At 57.6% G+C, this 20,887-nt stretch carries 20 protein-coding genes; 7 read left to right on the top strand and 13 right to left on the bottom strand.

Translation table 11 applies throughout. The features are described 5' to 3' along the window. Nucleotides 1-134 precede the first annotated feature (134 nt). Nucleotides 135-881: an oligogalacturonate-specific porin KdgM family protein gene (locus tag I6L58_RS10000; protein WP_088208741.1), complete on the top strand. Its 747-nt coding sequence runs from the start codon at nt 135-137 to the stop codon at nt 879-881. Between the two features lie 8 nt (nt 882-889). On the opposite strand, the gene I6L58_RS10005 is transcribed toward I6L58_RS10000, so the two are convergent. After that, nucleotides 890-1,549 (bottom strand): MurR/RpiR family transcriptional regulator, encoded by a 660-nt coding sequence (locus I6L58_RS10005; protein WP_006179078.1) that lies wholly within the window; start codon nt 1,547-1,549, stop codon nt 890-892. Between the two features lie 179 nt (nt 1,550-1,728). On the opposite strand from I6L58_RS10005, the gene I6L58_RS10010 reads away from it, so the two are divergent. The 5 genes from I6L58_RS10010 (at nt 1,729) to nrdG (ending at nt 9,420) form a co-directional block, all read left to right on the top strand. Continuing rightward, nucleotides 1,729-3,126: a PTS fructose transporter subunit IIC gene (locus I6L58_RS10010; protein ID WP_088208740.1), complete on the top strand. Its 1,398-nt coding sequence runs from the start codon at nt 1,729-1,731 to the stop codon at nt 3,124-3,126. A 10-nt stretch (nt 3,127-3,136) separates the two neighbouring features. Beyond that, complete coding sequence (locus I6L58_RS10015) at nt 3,137-5,734, top strand: glycoside hydrolase family 38 N-terminal domain-containing protein (protein ID WP_088208739.1); 2,598 nt, start codon at nt 3,137-3,139, stop codon at nt 5,732-5,734. Between the two features lies 1 nt (nt 5,735). Next, on the top strand, nt 5,736-6,308 hold the full coding sequence (locus I6L58_RS10020) for a PTS sugar transporter subunit IIA (protein WP_006179075.1): 573 nt from the start codon (nt 5,736-5,738) through the stop codon (nt 6,306-6,308). 367 nt (nt 6,309-6,675) lie between these two features. Then, nucleotides 6,676-8,814, top strand: coding sequence for an anaerobic ribonucleoside-triphosphate reductase (gene nrdD, locus I6L58_RS10025; protein ID WP_088208738.1), 2,139 nt, complete (start codon nt 6,676-6,678; stop codon nt 8,812-8,814). A gap of 141 nt (nt 8,815-8,955) precedes the next feature. After that, nucleotides 8,956-9,420 (top strand): anaerobic ribonucleoside-triphosphate reductase-activating protein, encoded by a 465-nt coding sequence (gene nrdG, locus I6L58_RS10030; RefSeq protein ID WP_088208737.1) that lies wholly within the window; start codon nt 8,956-8,958, stop codon nt 9,418-9,420. Between the two features lie 29 nt (nt 9,421-9,449). On the opposite strand, the gene I6L58_RS10035 is transcribed toward nrdG, so the two are convergent. The 12 genes from I6L58_RS10035 to pmbA all read right to left on the bottom strand — a co-directional run bounded on the left by I6L58_RS10035 (nt 9,450) and on the right by pmbA (nt 20,210). Next, entirely contained in the window at nt 9,450-11,360 is a 1,911-nt protein-coding gene (locus tag I6L58_RS10035) for a BglG family transcription antiterminator (RefSeq protein WP_088208736.1), read from the bottom strand. Between the two features lie 19 nt (nt 11,361-11,379). Continuing rightward, nucleotides 11,380-12,516, bottom strand: a complete 1,137-nt coding sequence (locus tag I6L58_RS10040) for a lactonase family protein (protein ID WP_088208735.1) — start codon at nt 12,514-12,516, stop codon at nt 11,380-11,382. 118 nt (nt 12,517-12,634) lie between these two features. Beyond that, nucleotides 12,635-13,375 (bottom strand): 2-dehydro-3-deoxy-phosphogluconate aldolase, encoded by a 741-nt coding sequence (gene dagF / locus I6L58_RS10045; RefSeq protein ID WP_088208734.1) that lies wholly within the window; start codon nt 13,373-13,375, stop codon nt 12,635-12,637. Beyond that, on the bottom strand, nt 13,372-14,490 hold the full coding sequence (locus I6L58_RS10050) for a DgaE family pyridoxal phosphate-dependent ammonia lyase (protein WP_006179059.1): 1,119 nt from the start codon (nt 14,488-14,490) through the stop codon (nt 13,372-13,374). Before I6L58_RS10050 ends, dagF begins: the two co-directional genes overlap by 4 nt. After that, entirely contained in the window at nt 14,474-15,607 is a 1,134-nt protein-coding gene (locus I6L58_RS10055) for an amidohydrolase/deacetylase family metallohydrolase (protein WP_042322571.1), read from the bottom strand. The genes I6L58_RS10050 and I6L58_RS10055 overlap by 17 nt, the downstream gene beginning before the upstream one ends. Before the next feature lie 42 nt (nt 15,608-15,649). Continuing rightward, nucleotides 15,650-16,291, bottom strand: a complete 642-nt coding sequence (locus tag I6L58_RS10060) for a DUF4310 family protein (protein WP_006179056.1) — start codon at nt 16,289-16,291, stop codon at nt 15,650-15,652. 13 nt (nt 16,292-16,304) lie between these two features. After that, complete coding sequence (locus I6L58_RS10065; protein WP_006179055.1) at nt 16,305-17,081, bottom strand: DUF4311 domain-containing protein; 777 nt, start codon at nt 17,079-17,081, stop codon at nt 16,305-16,307. A gap of 22 nt (nt 17,082-17,103) precedes the next feature. Further along, nucleotides 17,104-17,403 (bottom strand): DUF4312 family protein, encoded by a 300-nt coding sequence (locus I6L58_RS10070; protein ID WP_006179054.1) that lies wholly within the window; start codon nt 17,401-17,403, stop codon nt 17,104-17,106. Between the two features lie 2 nt (nt 17,404-17,405). Next, a complete protein-coding gene (locus I6L58_RS10075) occupies nt 17,406-17,768 on the bottom strand; it encodes an SFCGS family glycine-rich protein (protein WP_006179053.1) in 363 nt (120 codons plus the stop codon). 11 nt (nt 17,769-17,779) lie between these two features. After that, entirely contained in the window at nt 17,780-18,118 is a 339-nt protein-coding gene (locus tag I6L58_RS10080; protein WP_088208733.1) for a glycine dehydrogenase, read from the bottom strand. Between the two features lie 315 nt (nt 18,119-18,433). Beyond that, nucleotides 18,434-18,820, bottom strand: a complete 387-nt coding sequence (cybC, locus tag I6L58_RS10085; RefSeq protein ID WP_006179050.1) for a cytochrome b562 — start codon at nt 18,818-18,820, stop codon at nt 18,434-18,436. A gap of 37 nt (nt 18,821-18,857) precedes the next feature. Continuing rightward, nucleotides 18,858-20,210, bottom strand: coding sequence for a metalloprotease PmbA (gene pmbA / locus I6L58_RS10090; RefSeq protein WP_006179049.1), 1,353 nt, complete (start codon nt 20,208-20,210; stop codon nt 18,858-18,860). Nucleotides 20,211-20,304: 94 nt separating this feature from the next. Between pmbA and yjgA the strand changes: the two genes are divergently transcribed. Beyond that, nucleotides 20,305-20,856 (top strand): ribosome biogenesis factor YjgA, encoded by a 552-nt coding sequence (gene yjgA / locus I6L58_RS10095; protein WP_006179048.1) that lies wholly within the window; start codon nt 20,305-20,307, stop codon nt 20,854-20,856. The last annotated feature ends 31 nt before the right edge of the window (nt 20,857-20,887 follow it).

Raw genomic sequence — 20,887 nt, forward strand, 5'->3', positions numbered from 1 at the left:
GGAGATACGGCGCGGGTCGTATCTCCGCTATTTCCGCGTTTAGCGATACGCTAAATGTATGACAATAACTTTTACATATTGCAACGGCAAAAATAAAAATAGCCCTGCCAATTAAATAACCCCGGCAGGATATGATGAAACAGACAATTATTAAAGCAAGTTGTATTAGCGCATTATTGATCAGCACTCAGGGATGGTGCGGAAATACCGCCGTCGATCTGCGTTTCGGTCATAATACGCGCTCTGACGTTAACGACTCCCGTATTAAGGTTATGCATCAGGCGGATAACGGTTTTTACTTTTCCGTTGAGGCTGCACAAAATCATAACGATACCTTTTTTGGCGATACCGATCGATATAACGCCGACGATAAAGGCTTAACCGAAGCCGCGCAGGAAATTGAGACACGCTGGCGCTTCGATCTCGGCAATGGTTTCGCCGTTGCGCCCGGTATGGTGACCGTTTTCACCGCCAGCAACACGCACTACCGTCCCTTTATTCAGGGATGGAAAGCCTTCGACAATGGCCTCAATCTCTCCACACGCTATCGCTACAACACCGTAAACGACGCGCACAGCGATAAACAGCTGGACGGCAGCGGCTATACCCGCCGTGAATCCCATCAGTTCGATATCTGGTTTGCCTATAACATCGGTAAATTCGGTATGTCCTATAACCCGCGTTTCCGCTGGCAGGATAATGTCGATCAGGGGACCGGGGATGATACCTACTGGGAGCATACCGTGGCGTTTAACTATAAACTCGACGACGGCTGGACGCCGTATGTCGAACTGGTCTCGCTGGATAAAACCTACATCGATGACGACGGCAATCATAAAAATGATTACGCCGTTCGCCTGGGCATTGTTAAACAGCTTTAACCGCGACCTTATACCGCATCGTGCTGCAAAAGCCTGCAGCCGATGCGGTCCACGGCACTTAGCAGCTCAAGCTGCCCTTCCCGCTGATAGAGCGAAACCGCGCTGATATCAATTGTTAACGGCCAGCACAGCGTCGCCAAAGCAGCCAGCGACGATCCCTGACGGGTGATCGCCACAATCTTCAGCCCTTTTCGCAGCGCGTTACGCGCCATTTCGATAAGCGACTGGGTCTCGCCTGATTTACTGATCAGCACCAGCGTCCCTTTCGACACGCGCGTGAGCTGGTGCATGTCGTTGAGGATCAGATGCGGCAGGCTCGCCAGCGACAAAAAGCGCGACAGGTAGTTGAGGCTGGTAAGCGAGGCACCCCGCGCGTACAGGTAGATATGGCTGGCGTGCACCAGCAGCCCGGAGACCTCCGTCACAATCCCCTCTTCATTTGCCACCCCGCAGGGGGCGGCGGGTGAGGCCAGCGATTGATCGCCCAGAAAACGATACCGAAGCTCGGTATAGCTCTTATACCCCATCTTTTTACAGACGCGGTTAACCGATGTCGTGGTGGTAAATGTATCCCGGGCAATCTCTTTTGCGGAAATATTAGAAATAGAATGCGCATGGAACTGGATGTATTCAAATATTAAACGTTCACTTCCCTGAAAAGAATTCATATATCACGCCCTGTTAAAACCAGACGCTATATTAACAGCTCGCGGAAATAGTCTCTGGAAGGCGCTTCACACATTGCATCAAGGCGTATCGTGATACGCAATTAGTATTAGCAAACATTAAGGCTTGTTTTTATTTCTCTTTATACTGCCGTTATTTTCACAGTCAGGAATTTATTACAATGATGAAACAAAAAATTATCGCTGTAACGGCCTGTCCGACAGGAATAGCGCACACGTTTATGGCCGCCAATAAAATTATGGCCTGGGCGAAACAGCACAACATTGAGGTCAAGGTCGAAACGCAGGGAAGCGACGGCGTCAAAAACAGGCTCACCAAACAGGACATTGCCAGCGCCAGCGCGATTATCCTGGCGACCGACGTGCCCATTCAGGATGTGGAACGTTTTGAGCGTGTCCCGCACCTTAAAACGCGCACCCAGGAGCTTATCAAGGATACCGATCGCTACCTGCGCCAGGCTTTAGCGATGGGAAAACGCGCCGAAGCCGGGGAACACGAGCCGGAGATTACGCGCTCCGCCTACCAGATTTTTATCGGCCACATCATGGCGGCCATCAGCTACATGTTACCCGTGGTTGTAATGGGCGGCCTGATGATGGCGACGGCCAAAATCACCGGGCAATTCATCAACATTGAGCATTCACCGTTTAGCCTGCTGGATAAGCTCGGCTTTATGACCATTAAGTTCATGTATCCGGTGTTCGCCATGTATCTGGCGTTTTCGATTGCCGGCAAGCCCGCCCTGATCCCTGGGCTTATCGGCGGCATTATGTCCGATGAGGTGTATAAGCGCTTTTTCGACATTGCGACCTTTATGCCGTCGGGCTTTTTTGGCGCCATTGGCATCGGCTTTTTCGTGGGTTATCTGGTGCGGTGGCTTAACGATACTATCCACGTCCGCCAGCAACTCACCACCATCAAAACCATGCTGCTCGTGCCGCTGATCACCGGCATCACGCTGGTGATGGTGATGGAATATCTGATCAATCCGGTTTTCGGTTCACTCAACCAGCTGATGGTGGTGTTTTTTACCTCGGCAGGCGATACCGGACGCGGCTTCTATTCAGCGATGATCGCCGCAGGCACCGCGTTCGATCTGGGTGGGCCTGTCAATAAAGCGGCGGGATCGGTGGCGCTCGGCCTGAACGGCGTGAGCGAAACCTTTGATTTAACCGCCCGCGAATTATCCATCGTGATCCCCTCCATCGGCGTCGGCCTTGCGGCGTTCCTGAACGGTCGCTTTGGCCTGCCGGACGTGTTTTCCCGCGAAGAGAAAACCGTTGGCAGTACCTCGCTGCTGCTGGGCCTGATTGGCATTTCAGAGGGCGCAATCCCCTTCATCCTGAAAAACCCGCGCCTGATCCCCGTGTTTATGATCGGCGCCGTCTCTGGCGCGCTGCTGGCGATTGCTCTGGAAGTGAAGCAGACGCTTCCCCTGCCCGCCATCTGGGGATGGCCGCTGGCCACGAACGTGGCAGGCTATCTTGCCAGCGTGTGCGTGGGCGCGCTGATCTGCGCGTTAGGCGTGCTCTACGTCAGCCCTAAAAACGCGGATTAAGGGAAATATCATGAGTCAAATTCACGTTATTGCCCATACGCACTGGGATCAGGAGTGGTATTTCACGCGTCAGGACAGCACGGTGCTGGCATCCTGGAACTTTGCAGACGTTATCGACACGCTGGAGCAGGACCCGGCCTACCGTTGCTACCATCTTGATGGGCAGATGGCGGTGGTGGACGACTTCCTGGCCGTGAATCCGGAATACACGCCGCGCCTGAAGAAGCTGGTCAGCGAGAAACGGCTGTTTGTCGGGCCGTGGTATACCCAAACCGACAGTTGGAACGTTCACGGTGAGTCGATCGTGCGTAACCTGAAATATGGCATCGCCGCCGCGCGGGCGCTCGGGCACGCGATGCAGGTGGGCTATCTGCCGGACACCTTCGGACACAACGCGCAAATACCAACGATCCTGCGCGGCTGCAATATCGATAACATCGTCTTCTGGCGCGGGATCGACCACGATCGCATGGTCAAAAACAGCCAGTTTCTGTGGCGCGCCCCCTCTGGCGAAACGGTTATCGCCTGCGCGATGGCGCTGGGTTACGGCGCGGCCAAAAATATGCACGCCGATCCCCACCATCTTGAAAACAAAATCTTCCCGATTGTCGATCTGCTGCGCGAACGTGCGGGCATCGACAACCTGCTGCTGCCCTGCGGCGGCGATCAGGTTAGCATCGACCCGACGCTGCCGCGCACGCTGCAAACGGCCAGCGAGCGCTCCCCCGCCCGAGACCGCTATTTCCTCAGCTCGCTTGAGGAGTACGTGGAGAGCCTGCGCCCGCAGCGCGAGCGGCTTGAGGAATGGGAAGGCGAGCTGAAATCACCGCGCTACACCCGGATCCACAAAACCATCGGCTCCGTGCGCTACGACATCAAAAAGAAAAACGACGAGATTGAACAGTTCATCCTGCGCCAGCTGGAGCCTGCAATTGCGATTGCGCGCCATCAGGGAATTCCGGTCAATCTGGGGCTGGTCGATACCCTGTGGAAAAAACTGCTGCGCTGCCATGCCCATGACTCCATGGGCGGATGTAACAGCGACGCGACGAACCGGGATATTCTTCATCGCCTGGAGCAGACCTGGCAGCTTTGCCACAGCCTGTGGAATCTGGTCGTTAAAGGGCTGGCGATGGCAAGCTGCGACGACGGCGATCTGCTTATCTTCAACGCCCTGCCAAGCCGCACCAGTCGCGTGGTCAAAACCACGTTGTACAGCCGCGCCGACAATATCGCGCTGACGCATCAGGGTAAGCCGCTCACCTTTGAGGTGCTGACCAGAGAAACCCTGCCCGGAGGAAGCGTTATCTCTCTCGGTTCGCAGGGGGAATGTGAAACGCCCCTGCCGCCTTATTACCGCTGGCACATTGCGCTGCTGGCGCAGGCGCTGCCTGCCGTTGGCTACCGGGCCATTACCGTTCAAGCCAACCCCGCAGCGTTTGTGCCGACGCGCCAGAAAACGGCCAGCGAGATTGAAAATGAAGTCTGTCGGCTGGCAATCGACGCCGGTACGCTTACGCTTCACGATAAGCGCAACGGCAGGTGCATCACCGGGCTGTTTAGCTTCGAAGACTGTGCGGATGCCGGAGACAGTTACGACTTTTCGCCCCTGCCGGAGGATGAACCCACCCGCTGCTGGCACTTCACCCTGATCGACTGCAAAAAGCATTCGCTCATTGAGCGGATGGAGCTTGAGGCCCTGTTATATCTGCCGCAAGACCTCTCTTCCCGCACGGATAACAGCTTCATACCGCTCACGGTCCACGTCGTGTGCGAGCTGCGTCAGGGCGACCCCAATCTGTATGTTGATATCTCTCTTGAAAATAGCGTCTGCGACCATCGGTTGCGCCTGCTCATTAACAGCGACATCCGTACCCGGACGTCCATTGCGTCGCAGCCGTTCGCCATCGTTCACCGCCCAACGGGGTGTGACGACCTGAACTGGCAGGCGCACTATCGCGAGCGGCCGGTGGATATCGAAACCAGCGAGGGGATCATCGCCATCGCCGAGCCGGGAAAAGCGCTGGTGGTAAACAGCCGCGGCATGAAAGAGTTTCAGGTTGTCGGGGCGAAACAGGCTGCTATTGCGCTGACGCTGTTTAAGTCCACTGGCGTACTGGGGCGTAGCAACCTTGAGTGGCGACCAGGGCGCGCATCGGGCATTAACAATACGGTGGTCGAAACACCGGATGCGCAGCTGCTCAAGCCGCTGCACTTTTCCTTTAGCGTTGCGCTGGCGGACAATGCCGACCATCTCACGCTGCGTCAGCTGGAAAATCAGGCCTGCGGTCAGCCCTTTACCTACCAGCGGCAATCCCTGCACACGCTGGATAATCGCCTCGAGCGCTTTCAGCTGCGCCATCCCGAGCGGCATCTTCCGGCGGAATGTTCATTGCTGTCGTTGCCGGAGCCACTCATTCTCTCTGCGCTGCCCCATGCGCGCACTCTGTCCGGGACCATCGTACGGGTATTTAACGCCGGAACGCAGCCGGTGCCGGTTCCCGAGAACCTGGCCGGGCTTTTACAGATCAACTATCTCGAAGAACCCGTTGCGCCGGTAACCCTGATTGCCCCTTCCTGTACCTGCGACTTTTTGCTTGAGGTTTAATATGAATTTGCGTGCGTTGACGTACCCGGACCTGATTTTTATCAATCCCCCTTTATCTACGCCTGACGCGCTGATCGAGCGGATGTCCGCCTCCCTGGCGGCGCGCAACCTGATCGGCGATAAAGAGGCGTTTATTCGCTGCGTGCTGCAACGCGAGAGTGAAGGCCCCACCGCGCTTGGCGAGGAGCTTGCCGTACCCCACGGTAAGTCGCCCGTGGTCCAGCGGGCGGCGTTTTGCCTGGCGCTGTTTGACGACCCCATTCTCTGGCCCGGTCTGGAGGGCGATGAAGACGTCAGAATGGTTTTCCTGCTGGCCATCCCGGAAGCCGAAGCGGGCAGCACGCATATGCAGCTGCTGACCACGCTGACCTCCTCCCTCACGGATGAACGCGTGCGCAACCGCCTGCTGGCAGCGCGTACGTGCGAAGAGGCGTTATCCGCCCTTAATGCCGAAGCGCATACGGCGACTAACGATAAACCTGCCCGCTCCCTTTTACTTCCCACGATCCTTGGGGCGATCGCGGCGGCAGCCTTTCTGCATGCCGGATTACGCTGGCTTCTCGGTCTGGGCTAACGCGCTGGCGCTCAGGGTCACCCACGCTGAGCGCCTGTTTTTGTTGTAAAAATAACCGGATTTTTCCTTTATTTTTTACAAAGGCTGTAGCGCCCGCCGTTTGTACTCTCGTCTTTTTACTTTGTTCTGAATCAAAAAAATCGCAAACATGTTTGATGCAAATCACTATATATAGCCATTAAAATGCAGCCCGACCCAACATCTTGTATTTATCGTCTACTATTCCAACAACAAGACGGCATCGACGCTGGCCGGAATTGTGGATAACAAGTGTCGGGAACGAGGGAAGTGACTGGCCCGGTTGATAATCCATCCGGTGAATACTTCCCCGCCTTTGTGGATAACCTGTTTTTAAAATGGAGTGATCATGACACCGCATGTGATGAAGCGTGATGGCTGTAAAGTGCCGTTTAAATCAGAGCGCATCAAAGAAGCCATTCTTCGTGCAGCTAAAGCAGCGGGAGTCGATGACGCAGATTACTGCGCCACCGTCGCAGAAATCGTTAGCAGCCAGATGAATGAACGCAGCCAGGTGGACATCAACGAGATCCAGACCGCGGTTGAAAACCAGCTGATGTCCGGGCCGTACAAGCAACTGGCGCGTGCCTACATCGAGTACCGTCACGATCGTGACGTCCAGCGTGAAAAACGCGGTCGCCTGAACCAGGAAATTCGTGGCCTGGTGGAGCAGACAAACTCCTCGCTGCTCAATGAAAATGCCAATAAAGACAGTAAAGTGATCCCCACCCAGCGCGACCTGCTGGCCGGTATTGTCGCCAAACACTACGCCCGCCAGCACCTGCTGCCGCGTGACGTGGTCTCCGCGCACGAGCGCGGCGAGATCCACTACCACGATCTCGACTATTCACCGTTCTTCCCGATGTTCAACTGCATGCTGATCGACCTGAAAGGCATGCTGACCCAGGGCTTTAAGATGGGGAACGCCGAGATCGAGCCGCCAAAATCGATCTCCACCGCGACGGCGGTCACGGCGCAGATCATCGCCCAGGTGGCGAGCCATATTTACGGTGGCACTACCATCAACCGCATCGATGAAGTGTTGGCACCGTTCGTGACCGAGAGCTTCAATAAGCACCGTAAAACGGCGGAAGAGTGGCAGATCCCGGACGCTGACGGCTACGCCCACTCCCGCACCGAGAAAGAGTGCTACGACGCGTTCCAGTCTCTGGAATATGAAGTCAACACGCTGCATACCGCCAACGGCCAGACGCCGTTCGTTACCTTCGGTTTTGGCCTCGGCACCAGCTGGGAGTCGCGTCTGATCCAGCAGTCGATTCTGCGTAACCGCATCTCTGGTCTGGGCAAAAACCGCAAAACCGCGGTGTTCCCGAAGCTGGTGTTCGCCATCCGCGACGGCCTGAACCACAAGTTTGGCGATCCCAACTACGATATCAAACAACTGGCGCTGGAGTGCGCGAGCAAGCGCATGTACCCGGACATCCTCAACTATGACCAGGTGGTTAAGGTTACCGGCTCGTTCAAAACGCCAATGGGCTGCCGCAGCTTCCTCGGCGTGTATGAAGACGAAAACGGCGAGCAGATCCACGACGGGCGCAACAACCTGGGCGTGATCAGCCTTAACCTGCCGCGCATCGCGCTGGAGGCCAAAGGTAACGAAGCGGCGTTCTGGACGCTGCTGGACGAACGTCTGCAGCTGGCCCGCAAGGCGCTGATGACCCGCATCGCGCGTCTTGAAGGGGTGAAAGCCCGCGTGGCGCCCATCCTTTATATGGAAGGGGCCTGCGGCGTGCGTCTGAAGGCGGACGATGACGTATCCGAGATCTTCAAAAACGGTCGCGCATCGATTTCTCTCGGTTACATCGGCATTCACGAAACCATTAACGCGCTGTTTGGTGACAAACACGTTTACGACAGCGAAGCGCTGCGTGAGAAAGGCGTTGCGATTGTTCAGCGTCTGCGCGATGCCGTTGACCAGTGGAAAGACGAAACCGGCTACGGCTTTAGCCTGTACAGCACGCCAAGCGAAAACCTGTGCGACCGCTTCTGCCGTCTGGACGCCGCCGAGTTCGGCATCGTGGAAGGTGTAACCGACAAAGGCTACTACACCAACAGCTTCCACCTGGACGTTGAGAAAAAGGTGAACCCGTACGACAAGATCGACTTTGAAGCGGCCTACCCGCCTATCGCCAGCGGCGGCTTCATCTGCTACGGCGAGTACCCGAACATCCAGCACAACCTGAAGGCGCTGGAAGACGTATGGGATTACAGCTATCAGCACGTTCCGTATTACGGCACTAACACGCCAATCGACGAGTGCTACGAGTGCGGCTTCACCGGTGAGTTTGAGTGCACCAGCAAAGGCTTCACCTGCCCGAAATGCGGTAACCATGATGCGGCCCGCGTCTCCGTTACCCGCCGCGTGTGCGGCTATCTCGGCAGCCCGGACGCGCGTCCGTTCAACGCCGGTAAGCAGGAAGAAGTGAAGCGCCGCGTGAAGCATTTGGGGAATGGGCAGATCGGTTAAGTTCTTCGCCGGGTTCTCCCCCTCACCCTACCCCTCTCCCTCAAGGGAGAGGGAATAGATTGAGCACATTGTTATGCCTGCCGCCGGTTTTCTCCCTCTCCCTGTGGGAGAGGACCGGGGTGAGGGCATCAGGTTAACACTATGAATTATCATCAGTATTATCCCGTCGATATCGTCAACGGCCCCGGCACACGCTGCACGCTTTTTGTGGCAGGCTGCGTTCACGAATGCCCTGGCTGCTACAACAAAAGCACCTGGCGTCTGAATTCCGGTCTGCCGTTCACCGATGAAATGGCGGATCGGATCATCGCCGATCTGAACGACACACGCATTTCCCGTCAGGGTATTTCACTCTCTGGTGGCGATCCGCTCCATCCGCAGAACGTGCCGGAGATCCTGAAGCTGGTGAAACGTATTCGCCGCGAGTGCGCCGGAAAAGATATCTGGGTCTGGACCGGCTATAGGCTGGATGAGCTGGATGCTCAACAGAGGGAAGTGGTGGACCTGATCAACGTGCTGGTCGACGGCAAGTTTGTGCAGGACCTGAAAGATCCGGCACTGATCTGGCGCGGCAGCAGCAATCAGGTTGTGCACCATTTGCGCTGAGCGCAGGTGAATATCCTTTCACCGCTCATTCAAAACCGGCTCAAGCTCTCCATCGCTACCGCCTTAAACGCGTCAAAACTCCCGCAACTGCAGAGTCGCGTCATGGCGCGCTCGCGCAGGAAGGTGACGAAAATGTCGTAGATCGCCATTGCCTCTTCATACTCGCGCTTGCTGATGGCGAGCAGGAAGATGACGTGCGCGGTTTCATCGCCCCACGGGATGCCCTGCGGGGCCAGCACCGTATAGACCACCGTTTTCTGCGCCAGCAGTCCCAGGGAGTGCGGCAGCGCGATACCGTCACCGAGCATGGTGCTGACGATGGCTTCACGCTCAACAACCGAATCCAGAAATTCCGCACCAACGAATCCTTCGCTTTCAAGCTGGTCACACAGCTCCCGGAACAGCGTTTGCTGGTCAATCGGCGTATCAAGAATGCGAAAATGGGCCGCGTCGAAGTATTTATCCAGCATCCACGGACGGGTGCGGTCCACCAGCACCAGCTTGCCGATTTGCTCCAGTTGGTAGTCCGTCGGGAACGGCGCGATCATCACCACCGGTTTGGACTTTTCACTCACGCGGGCGGTGGAGATCACGAAGTCTTCGCTGATAGCGTCAGCCAGCTCGTACTCGCGCAACGTCAGCGTGCGCGTGACCTCAATCTGCGGGTATTTGCGCTGCAGCACCGCCTCAATCATTCGTACCATCGCGTTACCGGCGTCGCACACCAGCAGCACGCGCGGCTGGCGCTGGTAGCCAATATTGTAGTGACGCTCCAGCCCGACGCCGATATGCAGCACCAGGAAGCCTATTTCGTTTTCGCTGATCACATACGGGGTGTATTTGCCCCAGCTCGACACCGCCGCCAGCGTCATATCCCAGGCCATCGGGTAGTGCTGCTTGATGTTATCCAGCAACGGGTTGGGGATCATTATCTGATAGCGCACGCGGGTGATCATGGTTTTGATGTGCGTGAGCAGGTCGGCATGCAGCTGCTCGTCGCTCAGCAGGTTGTAGTTATAGTGGGTGTTGATATAGCGCAGGATATAGTTGACCAGGGCTTCGTCATCATCGGCGTTGATCGCGCTCGGCGCGATCTCCTGGATCTGCCGCGCCGCAATGTGGACGCACAGCCAGTTCTCCTCGGAAGGGGAAAGCGGCTTGCCCGCGAGCTGCTGGATGGTCACCGCAATATCTTTTGCCGCCTCGCGCACGTTCTCCTCGACATCCTCCGCGTGGAACTCCGGCAGCGGATAACCTTCGCTGATGCGACGCACCGAGACCGCACAGTACAGGCGCAGGAACAGCTCGCCTTCATCGGTCAGGCGGATATGGTGGCGGGTCAGCGCGTCGTGCAGCACCGTGACCATCTGCTCCGGCACGCCGGCGTTGAGCGCCACGTCGGTGACCAGCGGGTTCAGGCTGTCCTGCTGCGCCAGCTCCCACAGCAGGTCGGTCAGGCACGCGCGCGTCGACATCTCGCTGCCAAACAGCTTCATGCCGTGGCGCGGACGGGTTTCCAGCGTCAGGTTATAGCGCTGGAAAAGCTCACGCACCTCCACCATGTCGCTTTGCAGCGTGGCGCGGCTGATAAACCACTCGTCGGCCAAATCTTCCAGCTTGATTGAAAACGCTGACGTCAGAAAACGCACCACCAGATAGTGCACGCGCTCCGGCCCGGTTCGCGGTATGCGCAGCGCGCGCGGGTGAGAGGCCTGCAGCTGCTGATAACGCGCGGCGTCGTCAATTTTCAGCTGATAGCCATTGCCACGGCTCAGAATAAACTGCGCCCCGTGGCTCGCCAGCAGCGCGTTCAGGGCGGTGATGTCAGCACGGACGGTTCGCGTGGAGACCGACAGCCGCTGCGCCAGCTCGTCCTGCGGCAGCGTCTCGTTTTGCAACAGATCGAAAAGTTGCGCTAAACGTTGGTTCGGAAATCGCACGTCGTTGTCCTCTTACTGCTTAGGGTGAAATGACCATCTGGGATGGGCTGCCGACCGGCGTATAGTCTGGCTCTGCGCTCAGCTTGCCGTCCTGCGCCACGCGAAAGCGGGTAATGTTGTCGCTGCACTGGTTCATTACGTAAAGCCAGCGCCCTTGTTTATCGAGCGTCAGGGTGCGCGGGTAATCGCCCCGCGTCCAGACGTCGTCCCGGTGCGTCAGCGTGCCGTCCGCTGTTACGGTAAAGTGCCCGATGCTGTTATGCAAACGATTAGCCACATACAGCTGCTTGCCGTCCGCGCTCAACGCCAGCCCGGCGGCAAAGCTGGTGCCTTTATACCCCGCGGGCAGGGCGGAGACCGTTTTGCCCTCTTTCAATCGGCCTGCGTTGTCCAGCGTATAATGGGTCAGTGTCGAAGCTTCTTCGTTAATCAGCCACAGGGCATCGCCTTTTGGCGTAAAGACGAAGTGTCGTGGCCCGGCACCTTTTGAAGAGGCGCTGATGAACGGCGGATCGTTCGGGCTAAGTTTTCCGGATCGTTCGTCAAAGCGATACTGATAGATCCGATCCAGCCCCAGATCGGTAGAAAACACGTACTTCCCGCTCGGATCGGCGGCGATCATGTGCGCATGTGGGCCGTTATGATCGCTCATCGCGAAGCTGCCTTCCGCTGCCGCCTCGGGTTTGGCCGCTCCCGGTTCCCCGCGATCCTGATGGGTATCCGTGGCCTCACCCAGGCTGCCGTCCGCCTTAACCGGTAAAACGGCGATTGACCCGCTCACGTAATTCGCCACCAGCAGATGCAGACCGTTTGGCGTCAGGGAGAGATAGACCGGCCCCGCGCCGCCGGAGGCCACCTGATTTAACTCGCTCAGATCGCCGTTGTCACCGATGCGCAGCGCCTGCACTACGCCCTGCTCCACCTCGCTTGCCAGATACAGCGTTTTACCGTCGTGTGAGACGGTCAGCTGCGCGGCGTTCGGCAGCTTGCTCACCAGCGTTTTGTTCGCGAGCGCACCGGTTTGCGGGTCGAGGGTAAAGCGGTACAGCCCTTCACCGTTTGGGTTGTAGGTTCCCACCCAGGCGTACTGCGTCTGGGCGATGGCGGTGGTAGCGAGTAACGAGAGTGAAGCGACGAGCAGATTGCGGGTGTGCATGGTGGCTCCTTTGGTTTTGTGCGGTTTGTGCCCCTCACCCTAACCCTCTCCCCAAAGGGGAGAGGGGACGATTACACCCTCTCCCCTTTGGGGAGAGGGCCGGGGTGAGGGGTAAAGACTACTTAACCAGCTTCTTCGTCATCTCCAGCAGCGTGCGCACATCTTCCGGGCGCGTATCGCCGCTGGCTTTATCGATAATCGAACTGTAAATATGCGGTATGATCTTGCTCACGCCCGCGTCCAGAGCAATCTGCAGGATCTCTTCAAAGTTTTCCAGATCGATACCACCGGTCGGCTCGAGCCAGAAGTCGTGACGGGCGCAGGCTTGCGCCACCGCGGTGTACTCATCGCGGCACTTCAGACCGCCCATCGGGAAGTATTTGATGGAGCTGCCGCCGAAATCTTTCAGCAGGGCAATGGCGGTTTCAACCGGGACGATACCATCCGGTGCCGCGCTGCTCAGCGGGCCGGTGGAGATCTTGACCATGCCGACGGTGCCGGTTGGCGAGACCAGGCCGTTCACCACGGAATCGCTCTGCCCCAGCAGCGCACGGCTGGTGGCGACGCCGGTAAAGACCTGATTAACGTGCTGCGGCTGCACCTGACGGGAGATTTCGCTCACCATTGCAGACTGGTTCGGATCGCCCGCGCCCAGCCCCACGGAAAGCGCGTTATCGATAAGCGCGGCGTACTCGCGCATGTCGGCGACCGCGCTGTCTACGTCCGGATAATTTTTGGAGAGCACGCCCACCAGCACGTGGCCTTCCGCCGCCTCGTAGATGGCGCTGGCGTTGGCTTTGGAGCCTGCCAGCACGTTGAGGCACACGCGGTCACGGTAAAAATTGGGGGTCAGTTTCATGCGTTTTTCTCCTGTCCTAATACTTCGCTAATGCGGCGGTACACAATATTCAGCTGGTCAGCATTCACGCTGCGCACGTCCGCCTCGATAATCCCTTCGTTGGCCTTGTAACCACGGAAGTAGATGGCGTATTCACCCTGCTTGAGCTTATTCACCAGGTCACCGGTGCCAACGCCGGTGGTGGCTTCGTCAAATTTAATCTCGGTGCGGGCGATATCGCGACCGGCGCTGTCCCAGACCACGCGCGCCGTGACGCCGTTCAGGGTGTTAAGCGCATCGATAAACGGCGTCATCTTCGCCACCATCTCCGCCCCGCTCTCTTTGGTCGCTGTCAGGTAGTGTTCGATGGCGCAGGTCAGGCCGAGGATCCCCTCCTTGCCTACCTTCATGGCGCGGCCAATGCCCGCCGTCTGACGTTTCACCCACTCGACGTACTGGGTTTTGCCGATCACCAGGCCGCTGGTCGGGCCTTCAATGGCTTTCGCGCCGCTGTAGATCACCAGGTCCGCGCCGGAGCGGTAGTAAGCGTGCAGATCTTCTTCCGCTGCGGCATCAACGATCAGCGGCAGATCGTGCTTACGGGCGACAACCGCCGCCTGCTCGACGCTGAGCATGCTTTTTTGCACGCAGTGGTGTGATTTGATGTAGAGGATCGCTGCAGTGCGCGGGGTGATCGCCGCCGCCAGCTGATCGGCAGAGCATTCGTTCGCGTAGCCAGCTTCCACCAGCTTGCCGCCACCCAGCGCCACCATGGTGCCGACCGGCGCGCCAAAGTTGACGTTGTGCCCTTTCGGCAGGACGATTTCGTTGTTCTCAATCGGGGTAACGTGCAGGTTTTCCAGCAGCCAGTCGCTGTCTTTGACCAGGACCGCCGCCACGGATTGCGCGATACCCGCCGAGGCGCAGGAAACCACCGTCGCGCCTTCCACGTCCAGCAGCTTCGCGATGTACTCCCCGGTTTTGTTGACCAGATCTTTCATCTCGAAGTAGTGGTTCATGCCGTCCATTGCCGCCTGCACCACTTCCGGGCGCGGCGTGGAGACACCCAGCGCCGTCATGCGGCCAGAGGTGTTGATAACCTGCTTTAAATTGTACTTCTCATAAATCGAAGGCATGTTCCGTGCTCCCTTGTTCGGTCATGTAGCCCTTGCCCGCGCGGATGGCGGCAAGCGGCACCAGAATGTGTTCAGCCTGCAGGCTGTCGTTTTCAGCATCCACCAGCAGCGTTGGCTGGCGTTTGAGGGTGAAGAGCGTCAGATCGGCGTCGAGACCCGGCTCAATCCGCCCTTTGTGCGTCAGGCGCAGGCCGTCGGCGGCATTGGCGGTCACGCAGGCGATCACCTGCGGCAGCGACATGCCGATGGCGAGGAATTTCGACATCACGCTCGCCAGTGAGCCTACCGGGCCGTTGATGCGGTTGCGGCAGTAGATATCCGAGCTGATGGTGTGCGGCAGAATGCCCATCGCGATGGCGCGTTTCGCCACTTCAAAGCTAAAGCTCGCCGTGCCGTGGCCGACGTCGAGTCGCACGCCGCGCTTCAGGGCGGCGGTGATAGACGCGCGCAGCTCGCCGGAGGGCGTCAGAATGCGGTTCGGCTTGCCGTTGTAGCAGTGAGTAATGATGTCGCCGCTGCTCAGCAGTTCGGCAATTTCATCGAGGTTCGGCGGGTTGTTGCCGATGTGCACCATCAGCGGCAGATCGCCGTTCTCTTTCTGAATGGCTTTCGCGCGCACCAGTGGCGTAATGCCGTTTTCACCCACCACGCTGCTGCTCATGCGCGCTTTCAGACCAACGATAAAATCAGGGTAGCGCGCTACCGCCTGCTTCACCGCCCCGGCGTCGATATTCGCCATATTGGCGAGTTCATTTTGGGCGATCAGCCCAACGCGGGAGATGTTCAGCAGGGCAAAGACCTCGGTTGAGGCCTTGCGGGTAATCTCGTAGAAATCGTCAACGTCGTCGGCCCCGGTACTGCCCGCGTCTACTACGGAGGTGACGCCGGTGGCAATGCCGACGCTGTCCGGCTCGTCGTGGTAAATCGGGGAGTTCGGGTAGCAGTGAACGTGAGAATCGATCCAGCCGGCGCTGACAAACACATCGCCGTTCAGCTCGACCGTTTTACGTGCGGGAGCGTCAATTTCGCCCAGCGCCGCGATTTTCCCGTCCTGAATGGCGATATCGGTCAGGGTATCGTCGGTAAGGCGCGCACGGCGCAGGAGTAAATCAAACATGGGGATCTCCTGATAAGGCGGGCGCATCAGCGCCCGCAGGTATTAAAGGGCGACCGGGAACAGCCAGCCCAACAGCATCGCACCGAGGATGGCGCCGCCGGTAATCGGCTTCTGCCAGATGTAAAACAGCAGTGCGCCCAGCAGTGAACCCACGCCAATCGGAATGGAGGCGGTCATGGCGCTGAGGATGATCAAGGGTCCGAGGAAGCGGCCAGAGGCGTTTCCCGCACCCATCATCACGTCAGCGCCGTAGGTGGAGTTGCTCTGGTTGATGGTGAACTTACGCGCCAGAATGATGACGTAGCCAATCGCCAGGCCAATCACCAGACCGGTTATCAGCGCGGCAATAAAGTTGGTCACCGGGAACATAATTCCCGCGCCCAGCAGCAGCGCCGGTACACCAAGGCCTACGCCGGTCTGGATCGCCCCGCCGATATCCAGAATACCGACCAGCGACCCTTCAATAATGCGCGCGAACAGGAAGCTGGCGCCAAACGCGGCGACCGCGCCGTACACGCCGGTGTCCATTCCCGCTTTCAGCATCGCCACGAAGGCCACTTCGTTAAACGCGCCGATGCCGTACAGGTAGTACATGTGTGTCCCGGCGAACACGCCGGAGGAGAGCAGGCCAACGAAGATCGGGAACGACCAGTCGGCATACCAAAAACCTTTATTCTGTTCCATATCGAGGCTCCTGTTATTTACCGCTGAGCGAGTTGTGGATCATGTCGAGCCAGTTCGGCACGGTCAGATGGAAGGATTCGATCATCTTCATGTCGAAGCCGCGGAAGAAGCCGCTCAGTACGAACAGCAGAACGATAGCCGCCATCATCACTTTGGTGACATGGTTCCAGCCGCTCTCTTCAACGCCTTTACCAATCAGGATACCCAGCACCAGACCCGGTACGGCGTTACCCATGATCAGCTGCGCCGCGCCGCCAAACACGGTAGCCCAGAAGCCGGATTTTTTACCCGCGTCAATGGCCGCCAGCCAGAAGATCACCGGCATCACGGTATTCACCAGCAGGTTGGCCGCAGGGACCAGCACCTTCACGGCGGTGACCTGAAGCGCGGCGGGAACGGAAGAGGCGGTAAGGTTAAGGAAGGTCACGACGAGCATGCCGATCACGCCGCAGGCAATCGCCATTTTGCGTGGGTCGTGCAGCGTTTCGCCGACGTTACGGTTTTTGATCATCAGCGCCGCGGCACCCCAGTTAGGGATGATGCGGTGGTCAACGTCCTGTGTGAAGGCACCTGCTGCCACCGAAGAGGCCCAGGCGTTAAAGAAGAAACCTAATCCAAAGGAGAAGTGAGAAGCCGGATCCCCTTCACAGGAGTTCAGTTCCCCCAACGTACGAAACGCGCCCATACCCTGAGTGGTAGGCGCATGAAACATGCGTGCAGCCCCGGCGCCAACACCGACGCCAACCAGGCCGCCAATGATGAGCGATTTTATTAAAATAATTAAGAACATCAGTCTGCCCTTTTATCAATAATCAGCGTTGCGTGACGAAATCCACCTGGTCAAGATTGATGGCGGTCACGTTGACGGTCACATCCAGCTCCACGCTGTAGGTGCGTCTTTCCCGGCGCAGAAAGAAGAACAGAAAGGCTTCTTTACGCACCGCTTCTTGCGCCTGAACGACCTGCACATCCTGTGGCTCAATACGCAGTAAGATATGCGGTGAGGCTTTCATCACCGCGGCCTGAACCTGGTTGAGCGCATCGGCAAAGGCGCGCGCCTTAGCGTCGCCTTTGCCCTTCACTCTCACCGTTGTCGTGAACTGTTCTTTCATGCTTACGCGCCGTGCTTCTTCTGCCACGCCTGGACCAGACGCTCGCCCAGCTCTTCTTTATCCATAAAGCCAAAGCCCAGCACGTTGCAGCCTTCGTTGATGGCGGTCACGCCCTCGTCCACGGAACGCATGCCGTATTTCGCTTTGTAGCCATATTTGGTTTGTGCGGTGATAGCCCCCGCGCCGCCGCTGCCGCAGAAGGAGATGCCGAAGGTCGCGTTTTCCGCCTTCATCACGTCACCCAGCTTCATGTCCGCTGCCATGCCTGGCACAACAACCGCGCGGCCACCCGCTTTTTCCACACCCGCAGCCACTTTCTGTCCTTTGCCCAGGCGGTCGCCAATCACAACGGTAATTTGTTCCATGGTATTTCTCCTTAAAGGTTGTCTTTCGCGACTTCAAAGTGAACGGAGAGCAGCCAGGCTTCTTCATCTGGAAGATTGCCAAACTGCGCTACCACTTCACGGGCAAGCCGCATTGAATCGGGTGAAATTTCGTCGAACAGCTCCGCTTCAACCTCCGGCAGCGGCTCGCCGGTCACGGACCGGTGCGCCATCGCGCGGACGTGGGAGGTCAGCATCTGCTCCTGTACTGCATTCGGGATGATGTCGTGCCGGGCCAGCAGGGCGTAGACCTGCTGCAGCATGGTGTTGGCGAGCTGCTCTGTTTGCACCGCCTGTTCCCCAACGTCGTTCATTACCGCTCCGTTAATCACTGGTCTTACCCCGTTAATGGCTCTGGAACCAAACTAACGCCGGGGAGGAATTGTTTGTAGCGAGTTGTTTTCCACTTCGAAGTGGAAAGGCGAGCAGCGGCAGTGATCTGTGCCACATAAATGCGGTGAATCTGGATAAACCGCTGTATTTACGTGATGAATGTCACGTATTCAGGCGGTCAAATGCGGGCAGAGGAAACGAAAACGTTCAGGGGCGGTGAGGCAAAAATGTGATGGTGATAGGGTTTACTTATCACCGCGCATAAAAACGGGGGCCATTGGCCCCCGCTGCTTGTCTTTCGGATGCGCGATCGGTTAACGGTATTTCTTGTGGTACGTGTTGCGTGTCGCCACAAACCCATCGGCTGCCGCTTTGGCTTCCTTCACTTTGCCTTCGTTCGCCAGCTTCAGCGCGCCGTCAATCTGGCCCACCAGCACGTCAAACCCGTGGCGGAAGTCCTTCATTTCGGGGCTGTCAGGGGCTTTATTTTCCAGCTTCGGCGGCGTGGCTTTTTGGGCATCCAGCGCCGCTTCACGCATGTTGGTCAGTGCGTCTTTCATCTCAGACGCATTGTCCGTTTTCTGCACAACCTTCAGGTTTTGGCTGAGGATGTCCATGTTGTCTTCAAGATCGGCGGCAAACGCAGAAGAACCAAGAACCAGCGTTGACGCGGCGACGATTGCTAACAGGTGTTTACGCATTGCTCACTTCCTTTTTTATTATTTACTCAGGCGACATCTATTGGCCCGCAATCTTCATCTCGGGCAGAAGCACTGAACCACACTGAATATTGCTACGTGTTTCAATATCGTTACCGACCGTAACGATGTTGCGCCACATCTCCTTCAGGTTGCCGGCGATGGTAATTTCGCTCACCGGATACTGAATTTCGCCGTTTTCGACCCAGAAGCCCGCCGCACCGCGCGAATAGTCGCCGGTAATGCCGCTGACGCCCTGGCCCATCAGCTCGGTGACCACCAGACCGGTGCCCATCTCTTTCAGCATCTGTTCAAAGTTCAGGCCCTGTCCGGCGATGCGCCAGTTATGGATGCCGCCCGCGTGACCGGTGCTTTTCAGCCCCAGCTTGCGCGCGGAGTAGTTGGTGAGCAACCACTGGGTCAGAACACCGTCTTTAATAATGTCGCGACGCTCGGTGCGCACGCCTTCGCTGTCGAACGGCGTAGAGGCCAGCCCTTTCAGCAGGTGCGGATGCTCTTCAATGGTCAGCCACTCCGGCAGGATCTGCTTGCCCAGCGAGTCGAGCAGGAAGGTGGATTTACGGTAAACCGAGCCGCCGGCAATCGCGCCCACCAGATGACCAAACAGGCCGGTCGCCACTTCATTGGCAAAAATGACCGGGGCTTTCATGGTGGAGAGCTTACGAGGAGACAGGCGCGACAATGTGCGCTGGGCGCACTCGGCCCCTACCCACTCAGGCGACTGCAAATCGCCCAGTGCGCGGCCAATGGTGTAGGCGTAATCCCGCTCCATATCGCCGTTTTCTTCGGCTATCACGCAGCTGGAGAGCGAGTGACGGGTCGAGCAGTAGCCCTGCAACATGCCGTGGCTGTTGCCAAAAACTTTAATACCGTAGTGGCTGTTAAAGCTGCCGCCTTCGGTATTGGTAATGCGCTTATCGGCCTGCAGGGAGGCCTGCTCGGCGCGCGCGGCCATCTCGATCGCCTCATCAGGGGTGACGTCGGCCGGGTGGAAAAGATCGAGGTCCGGGGCGTCGAACGCCAGCAGCTCTTTATCTGCCACGCCCGCGTAAGGATCCGGCGAGGTGTAGCGCGCGATATCCAGCGCCGCCTGCACCGTACGGGCGATGGCATCCGGGCTGAGATCGGTGGATGACGCGCTGCCTTTGCGATTCTGGTGATAGACCGTGATCCCCAGTGCGCCGTCGCTGTTGAATTCTACATTCTCCACTTCGCCATAGCGGGTGCTCACGCTGATGCCGGTGGTTTTGCTGACCGCCACTTCGGCGCCATCTGATTTACCTGAAGCGAGCGTCAACGCGGTGGAGACGGCTTCTTCCAGAATCTTACGCTGCGCTTCAACTTGTGAGGTTACTTTCATCGCAAATGCCATACTGTAAGAGAGAGTTAACTGAAGTCTAACAGAGAACCGTTTTTCAGTGCGCGTCTTAACTGGTAACATTAGCCTCTTTTTTAAGGAGCCTGACATGACTAAGCAGCCCGAAGACTGGCTCGACGACGTTCCCGGTGATGACATCGAAGACGAAGATGATGAGATCATCTGGGTCAGTAAAAGTGAAATTAAACGTGACGCCGAAGAGTTAAAACAGCTTGGCGCGGAACTGGTAGAACTGGGTAAAAACGCGCTGGATAAGATCCCGCTCGACCAGGATCTGCGTGACGCCATTGAACTGGCACAGAAAATCAAAAAAGAGGGCCGTCGCCGCCAGCTTCAGTTGATTGGTAAAATGCTGCGTCAGCGCGATGTCGATCCTATTCGTCAGGCGCTGGATAAGCTCAAGAACCGTCATAACCAGCAGGTTGCGTTGTTCCATAAGCTGGAGCAAATCCGCGACCGTCTGATTGAACAGGGCGATGACGCAGTAGCCGAAGTGCTGAACCTGTGGCCGGATGCCGACCGCCAGCAGCTGCGTTCGTTGATCCGCAACGCGAAGAAAGAGAAAGAAGGGAATAAGCCGCCGAAGTCCGCGCGCCTGATTTTCCAGTATCTGCGCGAGCTGGCCGAGAACGAAGAGTAATCTGTTCCCCTCACCCCGCCCTCTCCCCATA

Source organism: Enterobacter cancerogenus, from assembly GCF_019047785.1.
Lineage (GTDB): Bacteria > Pseudomonadota > Gammaproteobacteria > Enterobacterales > Enterobacteriaceae > Enterobacter > Enterobacter cancerogenus.

Bases quoted from the DNA above. Each gene is read 5' to 3' on its own strand.
- I6L58_RS10015 (WP_088208739.1), top strand. From the start codon at position 3,137: ATGAGTCAAATTCACGTTATTGCCCATACGCACTGGGATCAGGAGTGG.
- nrdD (WP_088208738.1), top strand. From the start codon at position 6,676: ATGACACCGCATGTGATGAAGCGTGATGGCTGTAAAGTGCCGTTTAAA.
- I6L58_RS10010 (WP_088208740.1), top strand. From the start codon at position 1,729: ATGATGAAACAAAAAATTATCGCTGTAACGGCCTGTCCGACAGGAATA.
- I6L58_RS10065 (WP_006179055.1), bottom strand. From the start codon at position 17,081: ATGTTCTTAATTATTTTAATAAAATCGCTCATCATTGGCGGCCTGGTT.
- I6L58_RS10040 (WP_088208735.1), bottom strand. From the start codon at position 12,516: ATGCACACCCGCAATCTGCTCGTCGCTTCACTCTCGTTACTCGCTACC.
- cybC (WP_006179050.1), bottom strand. From the start codon at position 18,820: ATGCGTAAACACCTGTTAGCAATCGTCGCCGCGTCAACGCTGGTTCTT.
- I6L58_RS10055 (WP_042322571.1), bottom strand. From the start codon at position 15,607: ATGTTTGATTTACTCCTGCGCCGTGCGCGCCTTACCGACGATACCCTG.
- I6L58_RS10005 (WP_006179078.1), bottom strand. From the start codon at position 1,549: ATGAATTCTTTTCAGGGAAGTGAACGTTTAATATTTGAATACATCCAG.
- I6L58_RS10050 (WP_006179059.1), bottom strand. From the start codon at position 14,490: ATGCCTTCGATTTATGAGAAGTACAATTTAAAGCAGGTTATCAACACC.
- pmbA (WP_006179049.1), bottom strand. From the start codon at position 20,210: ATGGCATTTGCGATGAAAGTAACCTCACAAGTTGAAGCGCAGCGTAAG.
- I6L58_RS10020 (WP_006179075.1), top strand. From the start codon at position 5,736: ATGAATTTGCGTGCGTTGACGTACCCGGACCTGATTTTTATCAATCCC.
- I6L58_RS10075 (WP_006179053.1), bottom strand. From the start codon at position 17,768: ATGGAACAAATTACCGTTGTGATTGGCGACCGCCTGGGCAAAGGACAG.
- dagF (WP_088208734.1), bottom strand. From the start codon at position 13,375: ATGAAACTGACCCCCAATTTTTACCGTGACCGCGTGTGCCTCAACGTG.
- I6L58_RS10000 (WP_088208741.1), top strand. From the start codon at position 135: ATGAAACAGACAATTATTAAAGCAAGTTGTATTAGCGCATTATTGATC.
- I6L58_RS10070 (WP_006179054.1), bottom strand. From the start codon at position 17,403: ATGAAAGAACAGTTCACGACAACGGTGAGAGTGAAGGGCAAAGGCGAC.
- yjgA (WP_006179048.1), top strand. From the start codon at position 20,305: ATGACTAAGCAGCCCGAAGACTGGCTCGACGACGTTCCCGGTGATGAC.
- nrdG (WP_088208737.1), top strand. From the start codon at position 8,956: ATGAATTATCATCAGTATTATCCCGTCGATATCGTCAACGGCCCCGGC.
- I6L58_RS10060 (WP_006179056.1), bottom strand. From the start codon at position 16,291: ATGGAACAGAATAAAGGTTTTTGGTATGCCGACTGGTCGTTCCCGATC.